We start from the raw sequence: 18,285 nt of genomic DNA on the forward strand, positions 1-18,285 counted from the left end.
GGGCGGCTGGGACCGCCCCTGTTTCCTGAGGCACGCCTCCGGTTGAAAGGCCTGACGGGCACCACGTGGCTGACACGTCTCAGTGGTGGGGCACTGCCTGAAGCCAGTTGAGCTCGAGGCGGGCCGGGCCGAGGGCCGCGGCGATGTCGAGTGCGGCGACCGGGTGCCCACCGGCCCCCGTGCTCCCGCCGCCCTGCGGGATCGCAGCGGCGTAGGCCCCCGCGAGCGCGTGCAGCCTGACACCGGCGGCCACCGACTCGACCAGGGAGTCCAGTACCGGGTCCGGGCCCGAGGCGGCGAGCGCCGTCCCCTGCTCCCAGTGGGCCGCAGCGCCGGCCAGGACCGCTCCGAGGACCCCTGCGAGCACGTCCCCGCTTCCTGCGGTCGCCATCCAGCCGGGTCCGCCGTCCGCACTGACCACGGGGCGCTGCGGTGCGGCGATGAGCGTGGTGGCTCCCTTGAGCAGGACGGTGGCGCCGGTGAGGCGACAGATCTCGCGGGCGGCGAGCCCCGGGTGGGCCTCGACGCGGTCACGGCTCCATCCGTGGGCGGTCCCCGCCGGCGTCTTCTTGCCCTCCAGCGCGGTCAGCAGCGCGGCGGCCTCTCCGGCGTGCGGGGTCAGCACGTGCAGCGGTGTGCAGCTCAGCTCCTCGGTGAGGAGCTCGGCCAGGACGCTCAGGGCGCCGGCGTCGACGACGGTGGGGCTCTGACGGCCTCCGTCGGAGGGGGCCAGGGTGGAGCGCAGGACGGCCCGCACCTCATCGGCCCTGGTGGTGTCGGCGGGGTCGATGCCCGGCCCCAGGACGAGCGCCTGAGCGCGTCCGGCGGTGGGGACGACCTCGGGTCTGGCCGCCAGGACGAGGTCCTCCACGCGCCTGGGGGCGGCCAGGCGCACCATGCCGGCACCGGCTCGCACCGCGCCACTGGCAGTCAGAACGGCGGCTCCGGGATAGGACTCGCTGCCGGCCCACACGCCGACCACGCCACGGGTGTACTTGTGGTCGTCGGGGCCCGGCTCGGGAACGGCTCGCGTCAGGTAGTCGCCCAGCGCGCCGTCGACGGGGCGGCGGGCGAGGGGCCGGCTGGTGGGCGCGGGCAGCCCGAGGGGAACGACCTCGACGACGCCGCACAGGTGCCGGGCCGGGGGGAGGCACTGGCATCCCTTGAGGCAGGTGAAGGTGACGGTGCGGTCGGCGGCCAGGACCGGACCGCTCACCGTGCCGTCGTCGACGCCGGTTCCGCTGGGCAGATCGACGGCGATGACGCGCAGCGGACGGCGCCCCGGTTCTCCGGCGGCGATGAGCGGGGCGATGAGGGCGGCGGCGTCGGGTCGCAGTGGTCCGGTGGCGCCGATGCCGGTGAGCCCATCCAGGACGAGCCCGCCGTGGACGAGGAATGCCTCGACGGCGGCCATGGCCTCAACGGAGTCCTGGTCGGTTCCGTCGGCGTTGCGGTAGCCGGCTCCGTAGACGGTGACGCCATGGCTGCGGGCCTCCTCCAGGGCGACGGGATGCGGGTGCTCGGTGACGAGCACGGCACTGACCGCGCAGCCGCTGTGTGAGAGCAGACCTCCCGCCAGGAGGGTGTCGGCCCCGTTGTGGCCGCCGCCGACCAAGAGGAGTACCGGCGCCCCTGAGATCCATCCGGGGCCCGCGTGCGCTCCCGTCCCATCGCCCGCTCCTGCCATCGGCGTCGCCGGGGACTGCGGTGAGACGGGGGTCGCGACCGCCCCCATGGGGCTCGTCACGGACAACGGGTTGGGGGCCGGCCTGGCGGGGGCCGCCGCGGAGCCCGGAGCTTTGGGGCCTTGGCGCAGCTCGCGCAGCGCCGCCCGGGCCACCGCGTGGGCGGCGGCTCTCATGTAGCGGTCGGTGCCCGCGGTGACAGGGGCCTCCGCGGCCGCTATCTCCCGGGCGGGCCAAGCACAGGTGGTGGGGTCGGTGACGTCGTCGGAACGCGGGAGGTCGTTGAGGTCACTCATCCATCCCATTGTCCTCCACTCACCATTCCTCGCCCCTCCAGCACAACTTTGAGACAGGACGTTTCACCAAACGGGACTCGCAGGGTGGCCTCCGGTCCGTTTCGGCCGCCTTCGGGCACTCGGCAAGAAGTTGTCCGTTCCAGAATTGGGTGGCGCGTTCACCCCTCACGGCTCCCGCTCACCCGGCACAATGGCCAAGTGATCCGCGCTGTAGGGACTGACCTGGTCGACATCCCCCGCCTCGAAGGCTACATGGACCGGGTACCCGGCCTGCGCGAACGCCTCTTCACCCCCGCCGAGCTGGCCGTCTGCCAGGGGCGCGCCGCCTCTCTCGGGGCACGCCTGGCCGCCAAGGAGGCGGTTCTCAAGGCCCTGGGGTCGGCCTACGCCGAGCTCGGGCTGAACGCACCCCAGGGGTGGGAGTACAAGGACATCGAGGTGACCTCCACGCCCGGTACCCCGCCACGCCTGCGCCTGACCGGGGCGGCCGCGATGGCCGCGCGCCAGGCCGGCATCGGCCACTGGCACCTCTCCTTGGCCCACGACGGCGGCATGGCCCAGGCCTTCGTCGTTGCCCAGGCCGACCACGTCGACAACGACGACGACCTGACCCTGTCCTCCCAACGCTCGGAGGCCCGCACGAAGCGGCAGATCAAGTCTCTGCGCCCCGCCCTGTAGACGACGGCGCCGAGCCCGGAATCCGGGCTCGGCGCCGTTGAGGGGCGAGTCGACGTGTCGCCGTCGGTCCTACTCGACGGTGACGGACTTGGCCAGGTTGCGCGGCTGGTCGATGTCCAGGCCCTTGGCCCCGGCCAGGGCAGCGGCGAAGACCTGCAGCGGGACCACGGTGAGCAGCGGCCACAGGATCGTGGGAGTGGCGGGCACCCTGATGATGTGGTCGGCGAAGGGCTCGACGTCGGCGTCCCCCTCCTCGGCGATGACGATGGTGCGCGCACCACGGGCCCGGATCTCCTGGATGTTGGAGATGACCTTGTCATGCAGGACGGGTCGGCGCGGGGTGGGCACGATGACGAAGACCGGCAGCCCCTCCTCGATGAGCGCGATCGGGCCGTGCTTGAGCTCGCCGGCGGCGAAGCCCTCGGCGTGGACGTAGGCGAGCTCCTTGAGCTTGAGCGCGCCCTCCAGCGCCACCGGGAAGCCGACGTGGCGGCCCAGGAACAGGAAGGAGGACTTGTCCGCCAGCTCGGTACCCAGCTCACGCACCCGCGCCTCCTGGCTGTCCAGGACGTGCTGGATCCGCTCGGGCATGGCCTCCAGGTTGTCCAGGTACTCGGCGACCTCGTCGGGCCACTTGTTGCCGCGCAGCTGGGCCAGGTAGAGGCCCAGCAGGTAGCAGGCGGTGATCTGGGCGAGGAAGGCCTTGGTGGAGGCCACGGCCACCTCGGGGCCGGCGTGGGTGTAGAGGACGGCGTCGGCCTCGCGGGCAATCGTCGAGCCGTAGGTGTTGACGATGGCCAGGACCTTGCTGCCCTGCTCGCGGGCGTGGCGCACGGCCTGGATGGTGTCCATGGTCTCGCCGGACTGGGAGATGGCGACGGTGAGGGTCTTCTCGCTGACAACCGGGTCGCGGTAGCGGAACTCGTGGGCGAGTTCGACCTCCACGGGGATGCGGCACCAGTGCTCGATGGCGTACTTGGCGACGTGCCCGGCGTAGGCGGCGGTGCCGCAGGCGATGACAATGATCTTGTCGACGCTGCGCAGGACGGCGGGGTCGATACGCATCTCGTCGAGCTGGAGCTCACCGCGCTCGTCAACGCGGCCGCGCAGGGTGTCGGCCACGGCGGTGGGCTGCTCGTGGATCTCCTTGTCCATGAAGGTGTCGTAGCCGCCCTTGACGGCGGCCGAGGCGTCCCAGGTGACCTCCCAGGTCTTGGGCTCGACGTCGTGACCGTCCTTGTCCCAGACGTGGACGGCATCGGCGGTCAGGAGAAGGACCTGGTCGTCGTCGACCTCGGCGGCCTTCTTGGTGAAGGCGACGAAAGCCGCGACGTCGCTGCCCAGGAAGTTCTCGCCCTCGCCCAGCCCGATGACCAGCGGGCTGGAGCGGCGGGCCGCGACGATGGCCGCGGGGGCCAGGTCGGTGACGGCCAGGAGTGCGAAGGTTCCTTCGAGGCGAGCAGTGACGGCCCGCATCGAGGCGACCAGGATCTCGGCGACCTTGGCCGAGTCGGAGGCGGCGGCCGGGTCCTGGCGCAGGCGCTCGGTGAAGTCGATGTCCAGGACGTGGGCGACGACCTCGGTGTCGGTGTCGGAGAGGAGCTCGCGCCCGGCGGCCTCGACCTCCTCGCGCAGCGGGCGGAAGTTCTCGATGATGCCGTTGTGGACCACGGCGAGGTGGCCGGCGCGGTGCGGGTGGGCGTTGACCGTCGTCGGGCCGCCGTGAGTGGCCCAACGGGTGTGACCGATACCTGCGGTGGCAGGGGCCGGCGGGGTCGCCTCCAGCAGCTCGCGCAGGCCGGAGAGCTTACCGGCCTCCTTGACGACGTCCAGTCCCGAGGGGCCCACCAGGGCGACGCCCGCGGAGTCATAGCCGCGGTACTCCAAGCGACCGAGGCCGTCCATGAGAACAGTGAGGGAACGGGAAGAACCAGTTTCAGTCAAAGGGCCGACGTGGCCGACGATTCCACACATACTCTGATCGAATCATGCCGGCGCGGCGTTGACAACGAGCGCAGGCACACGTCGGTGTGATCTCGGCGTGATCTCTGCGTGATCCCGTTCCCCGTCGGCGCCCCACCGACACCCCGACGGGCCCCATTCGTTCCTCGGGGATTGTCCGCCGGGCGTCTTCATTTGCGACACTGTGTCGGTGACATCCGAGCTGAGCGACCCGAGTGACCTGGGTATTCCGGGCGCCTCGCCCTACATCGAGCTGGACCGGGACCAGTGGTCCGCCCTGGCGTCCTCGGCGCCGCTGCCGCTGACCCAGGCCGATGTCGAGAAGCTGCGGGGACTGGGCGACCCCATCGACCTGGCCGAGGTCGACGCCGTCTACCGGCCCCTGACCGCTCTGCTGGAGGACTACATCGCCACCTCGCGCGAGCGGGCGCACCGCACCGGCGCCTTCCTGGGGGTGAGCGAGCCGCCCACGCCTTTCGTCGTCGCGGTGGCCGGGTCGGTCGCCGTGGGCAAGTCGACGACGGCGCGCCTCATCGCCCACCTGCTCGCCCGCTTCCCGGACACGCCCCGGGTGGACCTGGTGACCACCGACGGCTTCCTCCTGCCCAACCGGGTCCTTGAGGAGCGCGGACTCATGGCCCGCAAAGGATTCCCCGAGTCCTACGACCGTCGCGCGCTGCTGGAGTTCGTGGCGGCGGTGAAGTCCGGCAGCGAACGCGTCCGGGCGCCCGTCTACTCGCACACGGTCTACGACATCGTCCCGGACCGGCACGTGACGGTGGAGCGTCCCGACATCCTCGTGCTGGAGGGGCTCAACGTGCTCCAGCCCGCCCCGCGGGGGTCTCGGCCGGGGGCCTCGGCCCTCGCGGTGAGCGACTTCATCGACTTCTCGATCTACGTCGACGCCGACCCCGACGACATCCGCCGCTGGTACCTGGACCGGTTCCTCACCCTCAAGCACACGGCCTTTACCCAGCCGGGCTCCTACTTCCGGCGCTTCGCCGAGATCCCCGACGACGTGGCCCTAGCTGGAGCAAACGAGATCTGGGAGAGCGTCAACCTGGTCAACCTGCGCGAGAACATCGCCCCCACCCGGGGGCGGGCCACCCTGGTCCTGACCAAGGACGCCGAGCACCGCATGAGCCGGGTCCTGCTGCGCAAGTCCTGATTCCTCCTCGCGCTGAGACTCCAGTGGGGTGAGCTGCCTGGGGTGAAGTCATCAGCCGGTTCACCGGACATAGCGGACGCGGTCGCCCGTAGCCGCCTTGCCAGCCTTGGGCGTGCACTGCACGAGGGTCCGGTGCTACTGCGGGAGGGTTGGGTGTACTCCAGGTAGGTAGGACCTTCGTACAGTGCGCACAACCCCTGGCCAGTAGATCCCCACCCTCGTGGAGTACACCACTCCCGAGGAGGGGCGTACCCACGCCAGCGTCAAGCGAGTGCCGCCAGGAGTCCGAAGAGGAACCAAGGATGTCCAAATCGGTGACAAAGGCCTGGATCGTTCTCACATAGACGAAGCAAAACCGCACGATTCCAAGGTTCTCGTTCATGCCGCCTAGGGACTGGAGGTCCCTTTGTCACCGATTTGGACACCAACAGACCGATTCCCCCGAAGAGTCCGGTGCGGCGGGCCTACTAGGTCGCCTCGATCCGCGCGCCGCCGAGCAGCTCATGAGATCTTCCAGGATGCTCGCCCAGGTGGTCAGGGCGATCCGGGAGACATCGAGGATCGTGGCCTCGCGCGGCGTTGATCTGAGGCGCTACCGCGGCGAACTGCTCGCCTACCGGCTGCCGACCGCCGTGTCCGCGCCCCTCATGAAACGGATGTTCGCCAGGAATCTCCTCACCCGACGGATCATGACGCTGCACGGCAACACCGCTGACCTGCTGTTCGTGTGCCGGACCGTCTACGAGCAGGGCCGGACCAACGGGATCTCTGCGCCCATCTTCTACAAGAGCTACGAGGAGGCCCGCAGCAAGGCCGCTCGCCACGATCAACACCTACCTGGCATGGGCCACGAACGGAAAGAAACGACGTGAAACCGGGCAGCGTCGCGGTGAAGCCGCTGTGAAACCGCCGGGGATCAGTCTTGCCGGCATGACAACACGAACAGCAACCGAATCGCCCTCACCGAGCGAGGCACCAGCCATCCGGACCGATGGCCTGACACGGACCTTCGGCTCCTTCACCGCCGTTGACGGCCTCGACCTGGAGATCCCCACCGGCATCGTCTACGGCCTGCTCGGCCCCAACGGAGCCGGCAAGTCGACGGCGCTGCGCATGATCACCACCCTGTTGGCCCCCACCCGGGGCCGGGCGATGGTCCTGGGGCACGACGTCGTCCGCGAGCGCCACGCGGTACGCAGCCTCATCGGGGTGACGGGACAGTACGCCAGCGTCGATGAGACGCTCACCGGCTCGGAGAACCTGCGCCTCTTCGGGCGTCTTCTGGGCCTTGGCCGGCGTCGGGCGCGGGAGCGGGCCGAGGAGCTGCTGGCCGCCTTCAGCCTCACTGAGGCCGGCGGCAAGCGGGTCAGCGGCTATTCCGGTGGGATGCGGCGGCGACTGGACCTGGCGGTCTCGCTCATCTCCCGGCCCCCGCTCATCTTCCTCGACGAGCCCACCACCGGCCTGGACCCGCGCACGCGTGAGCAGATGTGGGACGTCATCCGTTCCCTGGTGGAGGGCGGCTCGACGATCCTGCTGACCACTCAGTACCTGGAGGAGGCCGACCGTCTGGCTCACCGGGTCGGCATCATCGATGCCGGACGGCTCATCGCCGAGGGCACCCCCGATGAGCTCAAGGACCGGGTGGGCAGCAGCTCTCTGGTGCTGACGCCGGCGACCCCCGAGGACCAGGCGGCCACCGCCGCCATCATCGAGCGGGTGACCGGTCACGCCCCGGCGACCGTCGACCAGGGCACCCACCTGCAGGCGCCGCTGAGCGAGGCCTCGGTGGCCACCGAGGTGCTCGTGGCCCTACGCGACGCCGGATTGTCGCCCAGAACCGTCTCGGTGGACCGCCCCAGCATGGACTCGGTCTTCATGGCCCTGACCGGGCAACCCACGAAGCACGACGATGCCTCGCCCGATGCCGCCGCGCCGTCGGCGTCCTCGCCCGCCTCCCCGTCCGCCCGTCCCGCAGACTCTCAGGAGCAGTCATGACCGTCCCCACCACCGCGACCGCACCGACCAGTACCGCGCTCTCCCCCGGCGTCCGGCGTTTCAGCGAGGCCCGGCTCGTCCCGGACACCCTGACCATGGCATGGCGCTCACTCATCACCATGATGCGCAACCCCGGGGAGTTCTACGACATCCTCATCCAGCCGGTCATGTTCACTGTCCTGTTCGGAGAGCTCTTCGGCGGCGCCATCGCCGGCGACGTCAAGGCCTACCTGCCCACGATCGTCCCGGGGCTCATCATCATGAACGCCCTGACCACGAGCCAGAGCGTGGGCGTGGACCTGCGCGAGGACATGGACAAGGGCGTCTTCGACCGCTTCCGCACCATGCCGATGTCCCGTATCGCGCCGGTCCTGGGGCCCATGGTCTCCGACGTGCTGCGCTACCTCATCTGCACCTCACTGACCGTACTCACCGGCTACATCCTGGGCTACCGGCCTGCCAACGGCTGGTCGGGAACGATTGGCGCCATCGCCCTGGCGGCGGGCTGCGCCTGGGCCATCGCCTGGATCTTCCTCTTCCTGGGGACGGTGTTCTCCTCGGCCCAAGCGGTCACCTCCTTCACGGTGATCGTCCTGTTCCCGCTGACCTTCCTGTCCAACGCCATGGTGCCCACCTCGACGCTGCCGAGTTGGCTCAAGGCCTTCGTGCGCCACAACCCGGTCTCGCACATCGTCGACGGCGGCCGGTACCTGCTGGACGGAACAGCGGGCTCGGCCGGGGACGTGCGGGCCGCGATCATCGGCTCGCTGCTGATCCTGGCCGTCATGGCCCCTCTGACGGTCGTGCGCTACCAGCGGCGCAACGCCTGAGCCGCACCTCAGGGACTCAGCCGACCTCGCCTGCCAGACGGCCGGCGAGGTCGGCGGCGTGAGCCACGAGCGCGCCGCGGTCCAGGGGCCGGATCCTCTCCTCGGCCTGCGCCAGCGCCCGCGCGTCGAACCGCTCGGTACGGCTGTGCAGGTAGTCGTGGGAGAGCAGACGGCAGGTCTGGTTGGTGCCCACGGCCAGGGCGGTGGCGACCAGCTCGGCACCCACTGCCCGCCGGTCGGGGTCCGCGTCCTCGGCAGCCACGACGGACAGGCCGACGGCCGCGACGAAGGCCATGATCGTGGGAATGTCACGCTGCCGTGGGGCGGGGTCGGACAGGATGTCACGCAGCAGCGAGGTGGCTCGGACCCGGACGGCATCGGCGTCGAGCTCGACGGCGTCGTCGGGGCTGAGCTCGACGTCGGTGATCAGGCACATGCTCAGGATGTAGAGCTCCCACTGGGAGCCGGATCCCAGGATGGAGCGCCAGTTCCCGGCATAGCGCAGGCTCACGCGCTGGATGAGGGCGGCAGTGCGCGCGTTGCCGCGGGTGAGCTCCAGCTCGCCGCGCACGGAACGGGCGATGAAGCGCATGGTTCCCGGCAGGTCGACGGGCTCCAGGCTCTCCAACAGCCTGTCCGCCGTCTCGGGACGCGGATCGAGGTAGACGGCGCAGTAGGCCCCCTCCAAGTGCAGTGTCGTACGGAAGAACTCGCCCCAGCTGGGCAGAACCCGGTCCAGGAGCACCCGGGCGCGCGAGCAGGCGTCAACGACCTGGCTGTAGCGTCCCAGGGACATGAGGACTTGCAGCCGGTGGAGGTGCAGCTCGAGCAGGTGAATACCGGCCAGGTCGTGACCGTGGAGCCTCCCCAGGAGGGTCTCGATGGTTCTCAGTGCGGCCTGGGGATCGCCGTCGTCCTCCTGTTGGGCGGCCAGGCAGCGGGTCGCCGCCCAGGCGACCCAGGGGTCGGCGTCGCCGGTCAGCTCGGGCCACTGCTCGTCGCTCGCACGCAGGAAGCGCCTGACCCGGCTGAACGGTCCCTCGCCGTCGAAGGAGGCCGGCAGCAGGGAGCGGACCTGTTCGGGCACGTGGCTCAGGAGCCCGAAGAGGGTGACGCACAGGGCCAGGACGCTCAGACCCGCCTCGTTTCCACGCGAGTCCTGGGCCGGTTGCACGGCGTGACCGATGAGCCGCGCACCGTAGTCAGCGATGCGCTCATAGCTCCAGGTGACGCTCCACAGGCGCATGAGCGCGGCGCCGATGAGACAGATCGCGTCACGCAGGCCCGTCGGCAGGAGCTCCGAGCCGTGGTCATCGGCCTGTGCCAGGAGCCGGTCGAGCTGTTGAAGGATGACGGCTTCATCGTGGGAGACCTGCTGGAAGAGGCGGTCGTGGTGGCGCGCCTCGGGGTGACGGGCGTCGCCGAAGTCGCCGGCATCGATGGGGAAGCGGATCTGGGAGCACAGGTCCACCGCCCAGCGGCGCAGGGCCGCGCGGGCCTCGGCCTCGTCTCCGGAGGCGGCCAGCTGCTCCAGGGCGAAGTCGCGGACGGTGACGAGCATGTGGAAGCGGGGCAGGCCGTGGTCGCGCACCACGAGCAGGGAGTGGGAGACCAGGGCGTCGAGGAGGTCGGCGGCCTGCGCGCCGATGAGCGCCTCCGCGGGCAGGAGGGTGAAGCCGTCGGGGAGCAGGGCCAGCCGGGCCAGGGCACGGCGCTCGGAGGCGTCGAGCAGGTTCCAGGACCACTCGATGACCGCTCTCAGAGTGCGCTGACGGGTCGGGGCGTCACGCGTGGCGGTGAGCAGATCGGGCCTGCCGGGCAGTCGCTCGGCGATCTGGCCGACCGACAGGCTGCGGGTGCGCGCGGCGGCCAGCTCGATGGCCAGGGGGATGCCCTCCAACCGGCTCAGGAGCTCGCCTAAGTCGTCATCGTCGATGACCTGGCCGGGGCGAGCGGCCAGAGCGCGGGCGCGGAACAGCTCGGCCGACGATGCGGTATCGAGGGGTTCCAGACGGTGGACGTGCTCCGCGGCCAGGTCGAGGGGGCGTCGCGAGGTCGCCAGGACGCGCAGGTCGGGGCAGGCGCCCAGGAGCGGCCCGATGAGGTCGGCCGTCTCGTCGGCCAGGTGCTCGCAGTTATCCAGAACCAGGATGGTTCCGGGTTGGGAGAGGGCGGCGGCCAGATCGCGGCGCGGGTCGCCGTCGACCGCTCCGGGGACTGCGACGGCGTCGAGCAGGACCCTGGCCAGATCGGCTCCGGGTGATACCTCGGCCAGAGCGACGACGTAGACGGCGGGGCGGCGGCTGCGGGCCGCCACCACCTGGGCCAGGGTCGTCTTGCCAACCCCGCCGGGGCCGGTGAGCGTCACCAGATGGCGGGTGCTCAAGGCCTTGAGAACACCGGTCACATCCGCCTCGCGCCCCAGGAAGTGCTCGGGCTCGGGCTCCAGGCCGTGGCGCACGGGGCTCTCAGCGGCCAGGACGGCCTCGTGGGCGGCGCGCATGGCCGGTCCGGGCACGGCTCCCCGCTGACGCAGCCGACGACGGTACTGCTCGTAGAGCTCCAGGGCCGCAGCGGGCGAACGCACCCAGGACTCGGCGCGCATGAGGGCGGCCAGGACGGTCTCGTCGCCGGTGTCTCGCCGGGCGGCCTCACGCAGCAGGTCCGCGGCCCGCTCGTGCTCACCGGTGGCCTCCAGGGCAAGCCCCCGATCGCGGCGGAGCTCCTCGGTGAGCCGGGCAGCCCGCTCCCGCAGAAGGGTCAGAGAGCCGGCCCCTGCTCCAACACCGTCATCGGCCTCGTCGGGAACCGGCACCCGCGGCAGGGAGTCGCTGAGGTCGAGGACCTGCTCCCACTGGCCTGCGACGGCGCAGGCTCGGGCCCGCTCCGCCCTGTCCGACAGGTCTCGGACGTCGACATCCGTCTTCGGCAGCACCAGCCTGTACCCGTCGCCGCTGCGCTCGACGACCCCCTCCCCCACGACGGCGCGCACCCGGGAGACGACGACGTGCAGCGCCCGCAGGGGGCGGGCCGGGGCGTCGTCGGGCCACAGGGCCTCAATGAGGGCGCCGTCGCTCACCCTGGCGTCCTGGCTGCCGGCGAGCACGGTGAGCAGGTCAAGACTCCTCCCGCTCAGGGGCCGGCCTTGCCAGGTCGGCGGCTCCGTCAGGAGAGCCAGGCGGTACGGGGAGGTCACGGGCCTATTCTCCCCCATCGCCGTGAGGCGGTGTTCCACAGGCCGGGGCCGGTCGCGACGCCCGCCACCGTACTGGTGGCGGCGTCCGCGACCGGCCCCGGGGAGGAACCCGTCGTCAGCTCACAGGCTGAGGTTGTTCTTGACGGTGTCGGCCAGGGAGCGGGCGACGCGGTCGGCCTCCTCCTGGGTGGCGGCCTCGACCATGACACGCACGAGCGGCTCGGTGCCCGAGGGGCGCAGCAGGACCCGGCCGGTCTCGCCCAGCTCCTTCTCCGCGGAGGCCACGGCGTCCTGCACGGCCTTGTTGGTGCTGGCGGCGCCCTTGTCGACGTTCTTGACGTTGATGAGGGTCTGGGGCAGGCGGGTGACGACGCTGGCGAGCTCGGCCAGTGTCTTGCCGGTGCGCTTGACGCGCGCGGCCACGTGCAGGGAGGTGAGCACGCCGTCACCGGTGGTGGCGTGGACGGTGTCGATGACGTGCCCGGACTGCTCGCCGCCCAGGGTGTAACCGCCCTGGAGCATCCGCTCGAGCACGTAGCGGTCGCCCACGCCGGTCTGGACGGTGCGGATGCCGTGCTCGCGCATGGCCAGGATGAGGCCGAGGTTGCTCATGACGGTCACGACGAGCGTGTCGGAGCCGAGAGTGCCGTCGGCCTTCATGCCGATGGCGAGCATGCCCATGATCTGGTCACCGTCGACGAGCTTGCCGTCGGCGTCCACGGCCAGGCAGCGGTCGGCGTCGCCGTCGTAGGCCACACCCATGTCCGCCCCGACCGCCGTGACGTAGTTCTGCAGCTGCTCGGGGTGGGTGGAGCCGCAGTTGTCGTTGATGTTGAGGCCGTCCGGGGAGGCGTTGATGACGATGACCTCGGCGCCGGCGGCCCGCAGCGCGGCCGGGCCGACGACGGAGGCGGCGCCGTTGGAGGCGTCGACGACGATGCGCAGGCCGGACAGGTCAGTGGCGACGGAGTCGACGAGGTGGTTGATGTAGTTCTGATCCGCGACGGTCTCCCCCTTGATGACGCGGCCGACGTCGGCGCCGGTGGGGCGGTCGTTGACCTTGCCCAGGAGGGACTCGATCTCGTCCTCGACGGCGTCGGCGAGCTTGTAGCCGCCGCGGGCGATGAACTTGATGCCGTTGTCCGGGAAGGGATTGTGGGAGGCGGAGATCATGACGCCCAGCTCGATGTCCTGGGTGGCCGTCAGGTGGGCGATCGCCGGGGTGGGCAGGACGCCCACACGGGTGACGTCGATGCCGGAGGAGGCCAGGCCCGCGCTGATGGCGTGGTCGAGGAACTCTCCGGAGGCGCGGGTGTCACGGCCCACGATGGCGCGGGGCCGGCCGCTGCGTGAACTCCGTGCGGCGGAAGTGTCCTTGGTCAGGACGCGGGCCGCGGCCTCACCGAGCTGCACGGCCAGGGTGGGCGTGAGCAGGTCGTTGGCCAGGCCGCGTACGCCGTCGGTTCCGAAGAGACGAGCCATGGAAATCCTCCTGAAAGGGTGACGAAACAGCACCATCCTGCCACGGGGCGCCGGGCATCGGGGCCCAACCTTCGGCCAACGCAAAAGGTCTGATGTCCTGCGGTGGCCCCGGCACTGCGGATTCCGCCTGAGATCGTGCCCCTCACCGCAGCATATCGTCGGCGTATCGGCTGCGTATCGACACGGCCGGTGCGGCCTGAGTGAGTCTCCGCCGCCCCTGACACATGACGACGGCGGCCGCCCCGGAAGGGGACGGCCGCCGTCGTCAGCGAGCGGAGGGAGGTCCGGCCGGTTGGGCCGGAGCCTCTCCCAATCAGCGCTTGGAGTACTGGGGGGCGCGGCGGGCCTTGTGCAGACCGGCCTTCTTGCGCTCCACGATGCGCGAGTCGCGAGTGAGGAAACCGGCCTTCTTCAGGGTGGCGCGGTTGGCCTCACGGTCGATCTCGTTGAGCGCGCGGGCGATGCCCAGGCGCAGGGCGCCGGCCTGGCCGGAAACGCCACCGCCGTTGATGCGGGCGACGACGTCGAAGCGGCCCTCGAGGTCCAGGATGGTGAAGGGGGCGCGCACGAGCTGCTGGTGCAGCTTGTTGGGGAAGTAGTCCTCCAGGGAGCGGCCGTTCAGCGTCCACTGGCCGGTGCCGGGAACGAGGCGCACGCGGGCGACGGCCTCCTTGCGGCGACCCAGGCCGGAGCCGGGGGCGGTGATGGACTGGCCGCGACCCGGAGCGGACTCCTCGGTCTCGGTGGTGTAGCTGGAGGGGGCGTTCTCCTCGTCCAGCGCGTCAATGTCGACAGTGGTCTCAGCCACGATATGTCCTTTGCTTGTCGCGGGGTGCCGAGCGCTGGAGCGCTTACTGGGCGACCTGGGTGATCTCGAACGTCTTCGGGCTCTGGGAGGCGTGCGGGTGCTCGGCACCCGCGTAGACCTTGAGCTTCTTGAGCTGGGCGCGACCGAGCTTGGTGTGGGGAACCATGCCCTTGATGGCCTTCTCGACGGCGCGCTCGGGGCGGGTGGCCAGCAGCTCTCGGTAGGAGACGGCGGTCAGACCACCCGGGTGGCCGGAGTGCCGGTAGGCGAACTTCTTGTCGGCCTTGCCGTTGGTGAGGGCCACCTTGTCGGCGTTGATGATGACGACGTAGTCGCCGCAGTCCTCATTGGGAGCGAACTGGGGCTTGTGCTTCCCACGGAGCAGGGTGGCGGCCTGGGCCGCGAGTCGACCCAGGATGACGTCGGTGGCGTCAATGACGTACCAGTTCTTCTCGACGTCGCCGGGCTTCGGTGTATACGTGCGCACGGGCGTTGCCTTCGTTTCTCTTGGCGAGTGGGCACGCCGAAGCGCGGTGAAGCGTTCGCGGTTCGGCGAGACCACCATGGTCAGGTGAGTGGTCGGAGCACAGGCGATCCGGGGCGAGTGGGACGGCACCGCGGACACGCACACGCGTGCTGCACGACGATTGCCAACAGTACCGGGCGGCCTGCGGAGGGGTCAAAAGGTGTGGCTTTCCAGTTCCGTGAATCGCACCACGCGACTTAGTGGGCTCCTGGCCGCGGATCAGCAGCTCAGACGCCGGGTGGTGCGGGCGCGCTCGGCCTGTGCGGCGAGCTCGTCGTCGGCCGGGTAGGTGACCTCCTCCAGGGTCAGCCCGTGCGGCGGGGCGACGGGGGCGGCGCTCTGGCGCGTGCGGGCGGCCAGGAGCTCGCCGGGCCAGGTGACGGGTTTGCGTCCCTGACCGACGGCGAGGCCGGCCCCCACCAGGGATCGGACCATGGAGTGGCAGAAGGCGTCGGCGACGACGGTCAGAGTCACGAGCCCGGCATCCGGTCCGGCCTCGGACCGTCGCCACTCCAGTGCGCGCAGGGTGCGGATCGTCGTGGCGCCGTCGCGGGGCTTGCAGTAGGACAGGAAGTCGTGCTCACCGAGCAGAGTGCGGGCGGAAGCGGCCATGGCCTCGACGTCGAGCGCATCGGGCAGCCACAGGACGGTGGTGCGCCGGGCGGGGTCACGCGGGGCGCCGGCGTCGGCAATCCGGTAGCTGTAGCGGCGGCTCAGGGCGCCGAAGCGGGCGTCGAAGACCTCCGGCACGGTACGCGCCCCGGTGACGACGACGTCGCCGGCCCCACGCGGCGTGCGCGCCAGGCTCTCCTGGGCCTCGCGGGCCAGGACGCCCGCCATCCGGGTGAGCAGGGCCTCCTCGGGGAGGCGCTCGGAGCGTCCGGGCAGCGCGGCCCAGGCCTCGGGGCTTGTATCGAGGTGGGCCACCTGGCCGGCGGCGTGGACGCCGGCGTCGGTGCGTCCGGCCACGGTGAGGCTGACGGGCTCACGCACAACGGTGGCCAGGGCGGAGGTGAGGACCCCTTCGACGGTGCGCAGCCCGGGCTGGGCGGCCCACCCGGAGAAGAAGGTGCCGTCGTAGGCCAGGTCGAGGCGGATGCGTGGCATGCCCTCATTGAACCGCACCGGCCTCGCGCTTCCACTAGGCTCGCGGCCGTGAGCACAACGACCCTGTCCGTGGACTGCGGAGGCGGCGGCATCAAGGCCTCGGTGCTGGATTCCGAGGGCAACATCATCTCCCGCGCCGTGCGCACCCCGACCCCCTACCCGCTGCCGCCGACGAAGCTGGTGGAGACCATCGCCTCACTGGCCTCCCAGCTGCCGGGCGCGGACCGGGTGACGGTGGGGATGCCGGGCATGATCCGCCACGGGGTCGTCATCGCCACACCTCACTACATCACCAAGGACGGCCCGCGCTCCAAGGTGCTGCCCGAGCTGGTGGAGGCCTGGGCCCGCTTCGACATGGGTGCCGGCGTCTCGAAGGCCCTGGGGATCCCCTCCCTGGTCCTCAACGACGCCGAGGTCGCCGGGGCCGGCGTCGTCACGGGCCACGGGCTGGAGATGATCGTGACCCTGGGCACGGGCCTGGGCAACGCCGTCTTCGACAACGGCCTCCTGGCCCCGCACGTGGAGGTCTCCCAGGGGCCGGTGCGCTGGGGGCTGACCTATGACGACTACATCGGCGAGCACGAGCGTCTGCGTCTGGGCGACGCCCACTGGTCTCGCCGGGTGCGCCGCGTCGTCGACGCCCTGCGCCCCATGTACCTGTGGGACCGCCTCTACCTGGGCGGCGGCAACTCGCGGCGGATCACGGCGACCCAGCTGGCCAAGATCGGCGACGACGTCGTCGTGGTCCCCAACGAGGCCGGTATGACCGGGGGCGCCCGCTGCTGGGACATGGCCCGTCCCTAATTCTCGTTACTCCGTCCGTCGCCGGCCCCCTCTCCCACGGAGCACTGGCTTCCTCTCCGACACGCACCGTCGCCCATCTCCTCGGTCCGGCACCAACAGTCCCTTGCCGAGGGCTTCATCACCTTCTATCTTGCCGATAGTTTGTTGTGACATGCCGACGACGGCACCCAGATCGTGCAAGGAGGCACTATGCGTATCGGAGTCCCCTGTGAGCCGGCCGATCAGCCGCGCGCCGCTGCGAGCCCGCAGACGGTGGAGCGGATGATCCGTCTGGGCTACGAGGTCCTGGTCGAGCGCGGCGCCGGGGCGCGGGCGCAGTTCCCCGACGAGGCCTACGAGACCGCCGGGGCCCAGGTGGCCGGCGGGGCCCAGGTCTGGGGCAGCGACGTCGTGGTGAGCGCCTCGGCCCCCGGTGAGGAGCACCTGGCGCTCATGAGCCGGGGCGCGGTCCTCATCTGCCGGCTGGACCCGGCGCGCCATCCCGAGATCCTTGAGTCGCTGCGGGAACGCGGCATCACCGGTCTGGCCCTGGACGTGGTCCCGAGGATCTCGCGGGCGCAGTCGCTGGACGTGCTCTCCTCGCAGGCGAACCTGGCCGGCTACCGCGCCGTCATCGAGGCGGCCTCCCACCTGGGCAGGCTGTTCAGCGGGCAGGTGACCGCCGCCGGCAAGTTCCCGCCCGCCACCGTCTACGTCATCGGTGCGGGCGTGGCCGGCCTGTCCGCGATCGGGACCGCCTGCTCCTTGGGCGCGCAGGTGCGCGGCTCCGACGTGCGTCCGGAGGTCGCCGACCAGGTGCGCTCCATGGGGGCGCAGTTCGTGCCGCTGCCCAGCGCCCAGGAGGTGTCCTCCGACGGCTACGCCAAGGAGCTGAGCGCCGATCAGGCGAGTGCGGCCAACGCGCTCTACGCCCAGCAGGCCGCCGAGTCCGACGTCGTCATCACCACGGCGAGCATCCCGGGGCGTCGGGCACCGGTACTCCTGGACCGCTCCGCGATCGAGGCCATGCGCCCCGGAACGGTCATCATCGACATGGCGGCGGCCACCGGCGGCAACACCGAGCTGACGGTGCCCGGGCAGGTGGTCACCACCGACGGCGGCGTCACGATCGTGGGGCACACGGACCTGGCGGGGATGCTGCCCGCGCAGGCGACCCAGCTCTACGGGCGCAACATCGTCAACCTGCTGGGCCTGATCACCCCCGACAAGGACGGGGCCCTCACCCTGGACCTGGATGACGAGGTGGTCCGGGCCATCACGGTCACCCACGACGGCGAGCTGCTGTGGCCCCCTCCCCCGATCCAGGTCTCGGCCACCCCCGCCCCGAGCCAACCGGAGCAGACGACCGCCGACGACGCGGCCGCTCAGGAGGCCGCTCGCGCGGCCCAGGCGCGCTCGCGCTCCCGGCAGTGGCTGGGGCTGGCCGCCGCGACCCTCGTGGCCGCCGCCCTGGTGCTGGTGACGCCGTCGGCCGCCACGAGCCACTACATCGTTCTCATGCTCTCGGTGATCCTGGGATTCCACGTCATCTCCAACGTGACCCCTGCCCTGCACACGCCGCTGATGTCGGTGACCAACGCGATCTCGGGAATCATCCTGGTCGGGGCGATCTCGCAGGTCGGCCACCCCCATCCGCTCATCAGCGCCATCAGCCTGGCGGCGGTGGTCCTGGCCACGATCAATATCGTCGGCGGCTTCGCGGTCACCCACCGCATGCTCGCCATGTTCACGAAGGACTGAGGTGA

At 70.9% G+C, this 18,285-nt stretch carries 14 protein-coding genes; 7 read left to right on the forward strand and 7 right to left on the reverse strand.

The window, feature by feature from the left end; genetic code table 11:
* Positions 1 to 79: 79 nt before the first annotated feature.
* A complete protein-coding gene (locus tag BKH28_RS02425) occupies positions 80 to 1,981 on the reverse strand; it encodes a bifunctional ADP-dependent NAD(P)H-hydrate dehydratase/NAD(P)H-hydrate epimerase (RefSeq protein ID WP_075417339.1) in 1,902 nt (633 codons plus the stop codon).
* Positions 1,982 to 2,179: 198 nt separating this feature from the next.
* Here BKH28_RS02425 and BKH28_RS02430 point away from each other — a divergent pair, with 198 nt between their 5' ends.
* On the forward strand, positions 2,180 to 2,659 hold the full coding sequence (locus tag BKH28_RS02430) for a holo-ACP synthase (RefSeq protein WP_075417340.1): 480 nt from the start codon (positions 2,180 to 2,182) through the stop codon (positions 2,657 to 2,659).
* A gap of 69 nt (positions 2,660 to 2,728) precedes the next feature.
* On the opposite strand, the gene glmS is transcribed toward BKH28_RS02430, so the two are convergent.
* Positions 2,729 to 4,633 carry a glutamine--fructose-6-phosphate transaminase (isomerizing) gene (glmS, locus tag BKH28_RS02435; protein ID WP_075417341.1) on the reverse strand — a complete coding sequence of 635 codons (1,905 nt, stop codon included), beginning with the start codon at positions 4,631 to 4,633 and terminating at the stop codon, positions 2,729 to 2,731.
* Between the two features lie 172 nt (positions 4,634 to 4,805).
* Between glmS and coaA the strand changes: the two genes are divergently transcribed.
* From coaA to BKH28_RS02455, 4 genes are all read left to right on the forward strand, one after another.
* A complete protein-coding gene (gene coaA, locus BKH28_RS02440) occupies positions 4,806 to 5,789 on the forward strand; it encodes a type I pantothenate kinase (RefSeq protein WP_075417342.1) in 984 nt (327 codons plus the stop codon).
* 503 nt (positions 5,790 to 6,292) lie between these two features.
* Entirely contained in the window at positions 6,293 to 6,661 is a 369-nt protein-coding gene (locus BKH28_RS02445; RefSeq protein ID WP_256695438.1) for a hypothetical protein, read from the forward strand.
* Between the two features lie 58 nt (positions 6,662 to 6,719).
* A complete protein-coding gene (locus tag BKH28_RS02450) occupies positions 6,720 to 7,787 on the forward strand; it encodes an ATP-binding cassette domain-containing protein (RefSeq protein ID WP_075417343.1) in 1,068 nt (355 codons plus the stop codon).
* Entirely contained in the window at positions 7,784 to 8,617 is an 834-nt protein-coding gene (locus BKH28_RS02455; protein ID WP_075417344.1) for an ABC transporter permease, read from the forward strand. The genes BKH28_RS02450 and BKH28_RS02455 overlap by 4 nt, the downstream gene beginning before the upstream one ends.
* Positions 8,618 to 8,633: 16 nt before the next feature.
* Here the strand turns inward: BKH28_RS02455 and BKH28_RS02460 are convergent, their stop codons facing one another.
* From BKH28_RS02460 to truA, 5 genes are all read right to left on the reverse strand, one after another.
* Positions 8,634 to 11,831, reverse strand: a complete 3,198-nt coding sequence (locus BKH28_RS02460; RefSeq protein WP_075417345.1) for an ATP-binding protein — start codon at positions 11,829 to 11,831, stop codon at positions 8,634 to 8,636.
* 102 nt (positions 11,832 to 11,933) lie between these two features.
* Entirely contained in the window at positions 11,934 to 13,295 is a 1,362-nt protein-coding gene (gene glmM / locus BKH28_RS02465) for a phosphoglucosamine mutase (protein ID WP_075417346.1), read from the reverse strand.
* A 313-nt stretch (positions 13,296 to 13,608) separates the two neighbouring features.
* On the reverse strand, positions 13,609 to 14,103 hold the full coding sequence (gene rpsI, locus BKH28_RS02470) for a 30S ribosomal protein S9 (RefSeq protein ID WP_003789348.1): 495 nt from the start codon (positions 14,101 to 14,103) through the stop codon (positions 13,609 to 13,611).
* Positions 14,104 to 14,146: 43 nt separating this feature from the next.
* Complete coding sequence (rplM, locus tag BKH28_RS02475; RefSeq protein ID WP_075390435.1) at positions 14,147 to 14,590, reverse strand: 50S ribosomal protein L13; 444 nt, start codon at positions 14,588 to 14,590, stop codon at positions 14,147 to 14,149.
* 258 nt (positions 14,591 to 14,848) lie between these two features.
* Complete coding sequence (gene truA / locus BKH28_RS02480; protein ID WP_075417347.1) at positions 14,849 to 15,736, reverse strand: tRNA pseudouridine(38-40) synthase TruA; 888 nt, start codon at positions 15,734 to 15,736, stop codon at positions 14,849 to 14,851.
* Positions 15,737 to 15,784: 48 nt separating this feature from the next.
* Here truA and BKH28_RS02485 point away from each other — a divergent pair, with 48 nt between their 5' ends.
* Together BKH28_RS02485 and BKH28_RS02490 are read left to right on the forward strand one after the other, a co-directional pair.
* On the forward strand, positions 15,785 to 16,540 hold the full coding sequence (locus BKH28_RS02485; RefSeq protein WP_075417348.1) for an ROK family protein: 756 nt from the start codon (positions 15,785 to 15,787) through the stop codon (positions 16,538 to 16,540).
* A 189-nt stretch (positions 16,541 to 16,729) separates the two neighbouring features.
* Positions 16,730 to 18,280: a Re/Si-specific NAD(P)(+) transhydrogenase subunit alpha gene (locus tag BKH28_RS02490; protein WP_075417349.1), complete on the forward strand. Its 1,551-nt coding sequence runs from the start codon at positions 16,730 to 16,732 to the stop codon at positions 18,278 to 18,280.
* Positions 18,281 to 18,285: the final 5 nt, after the last annotated feature.

Source organism: Actinomyces oris (genome assembly GCF_001937665.1).
In the GTDB taxonomy this organism is placed as follows: Bacteria; Actinomycetota; Actinomycetes; order Actinomycetales; family Actinomycetaceae; genus Actinomyces; species Actinomyces stomatis.

Bases quoted from the DNA above. Each gene is read 5' to 3' on its own strand.
- BKH28_RS02425 (WP_075417339.1), bottom strand. From the start codon at position 1,981: ATGAGTGACCTCAACGACCTCCCGCGTTCCGACGACGTCACCGACCCC.
- glmS (WP_075417341.1), bottom strand. From the start codon at position 4,633: ATGTGTGGAATCGTCGGCCACGTCGGCCCTTTGACTGAAACTGGTTCT.
- BKH28_RS02445 (WP_256695438.1), top strand. From the start codon at position 6,293: ATGAGATCTTCCAGGATGCTCGCCCAGGTGGTCAGGGCGATCCGGGAG.
- BKH28_RS02450 (WP_075417343.1), top strand. From the start codon at position 6,720: ATGACAACACGAACAGCAACCGAATCGCCCTCACCGAGCGAGGCACCA.
- BKH28_RS02455 (WP_075417344.1), top strand. From the start codon at position 7,784: ATGACCGTCCCCACCACCGCGACCGCACCGACCAGTACCGCGCTCTCC.
- BKH28_RS02460 (WP_075417345.1), bottom strand. From the start codon at position 11,831: ATGGGGGAGAATAGGCCCGTGACCTCCCCGTACCGCCTGGCTCTCCTG.
- glmM (WP_075417346.1), bottom strand. From the start codon at position 13,295: ATGGCTCGTCTCTTCGGAACCGACGGCGTACGCGGCCTGGCCAACGAC.
- truA (WP_075417347.1), bottom strand. From the start codon at position 15,736: ATGCCACGCATCCGCCTCGACCTGGCCTACGACGGCACCTTCTTCTCC.
- BKH28_RS02490 (WP_075417349.1), top strand. From the start codon at position 16,730: ATGCGTATCGGAGTCCCCTGTGAGCCGGCCGATCAGCCGCGCGCCGCT.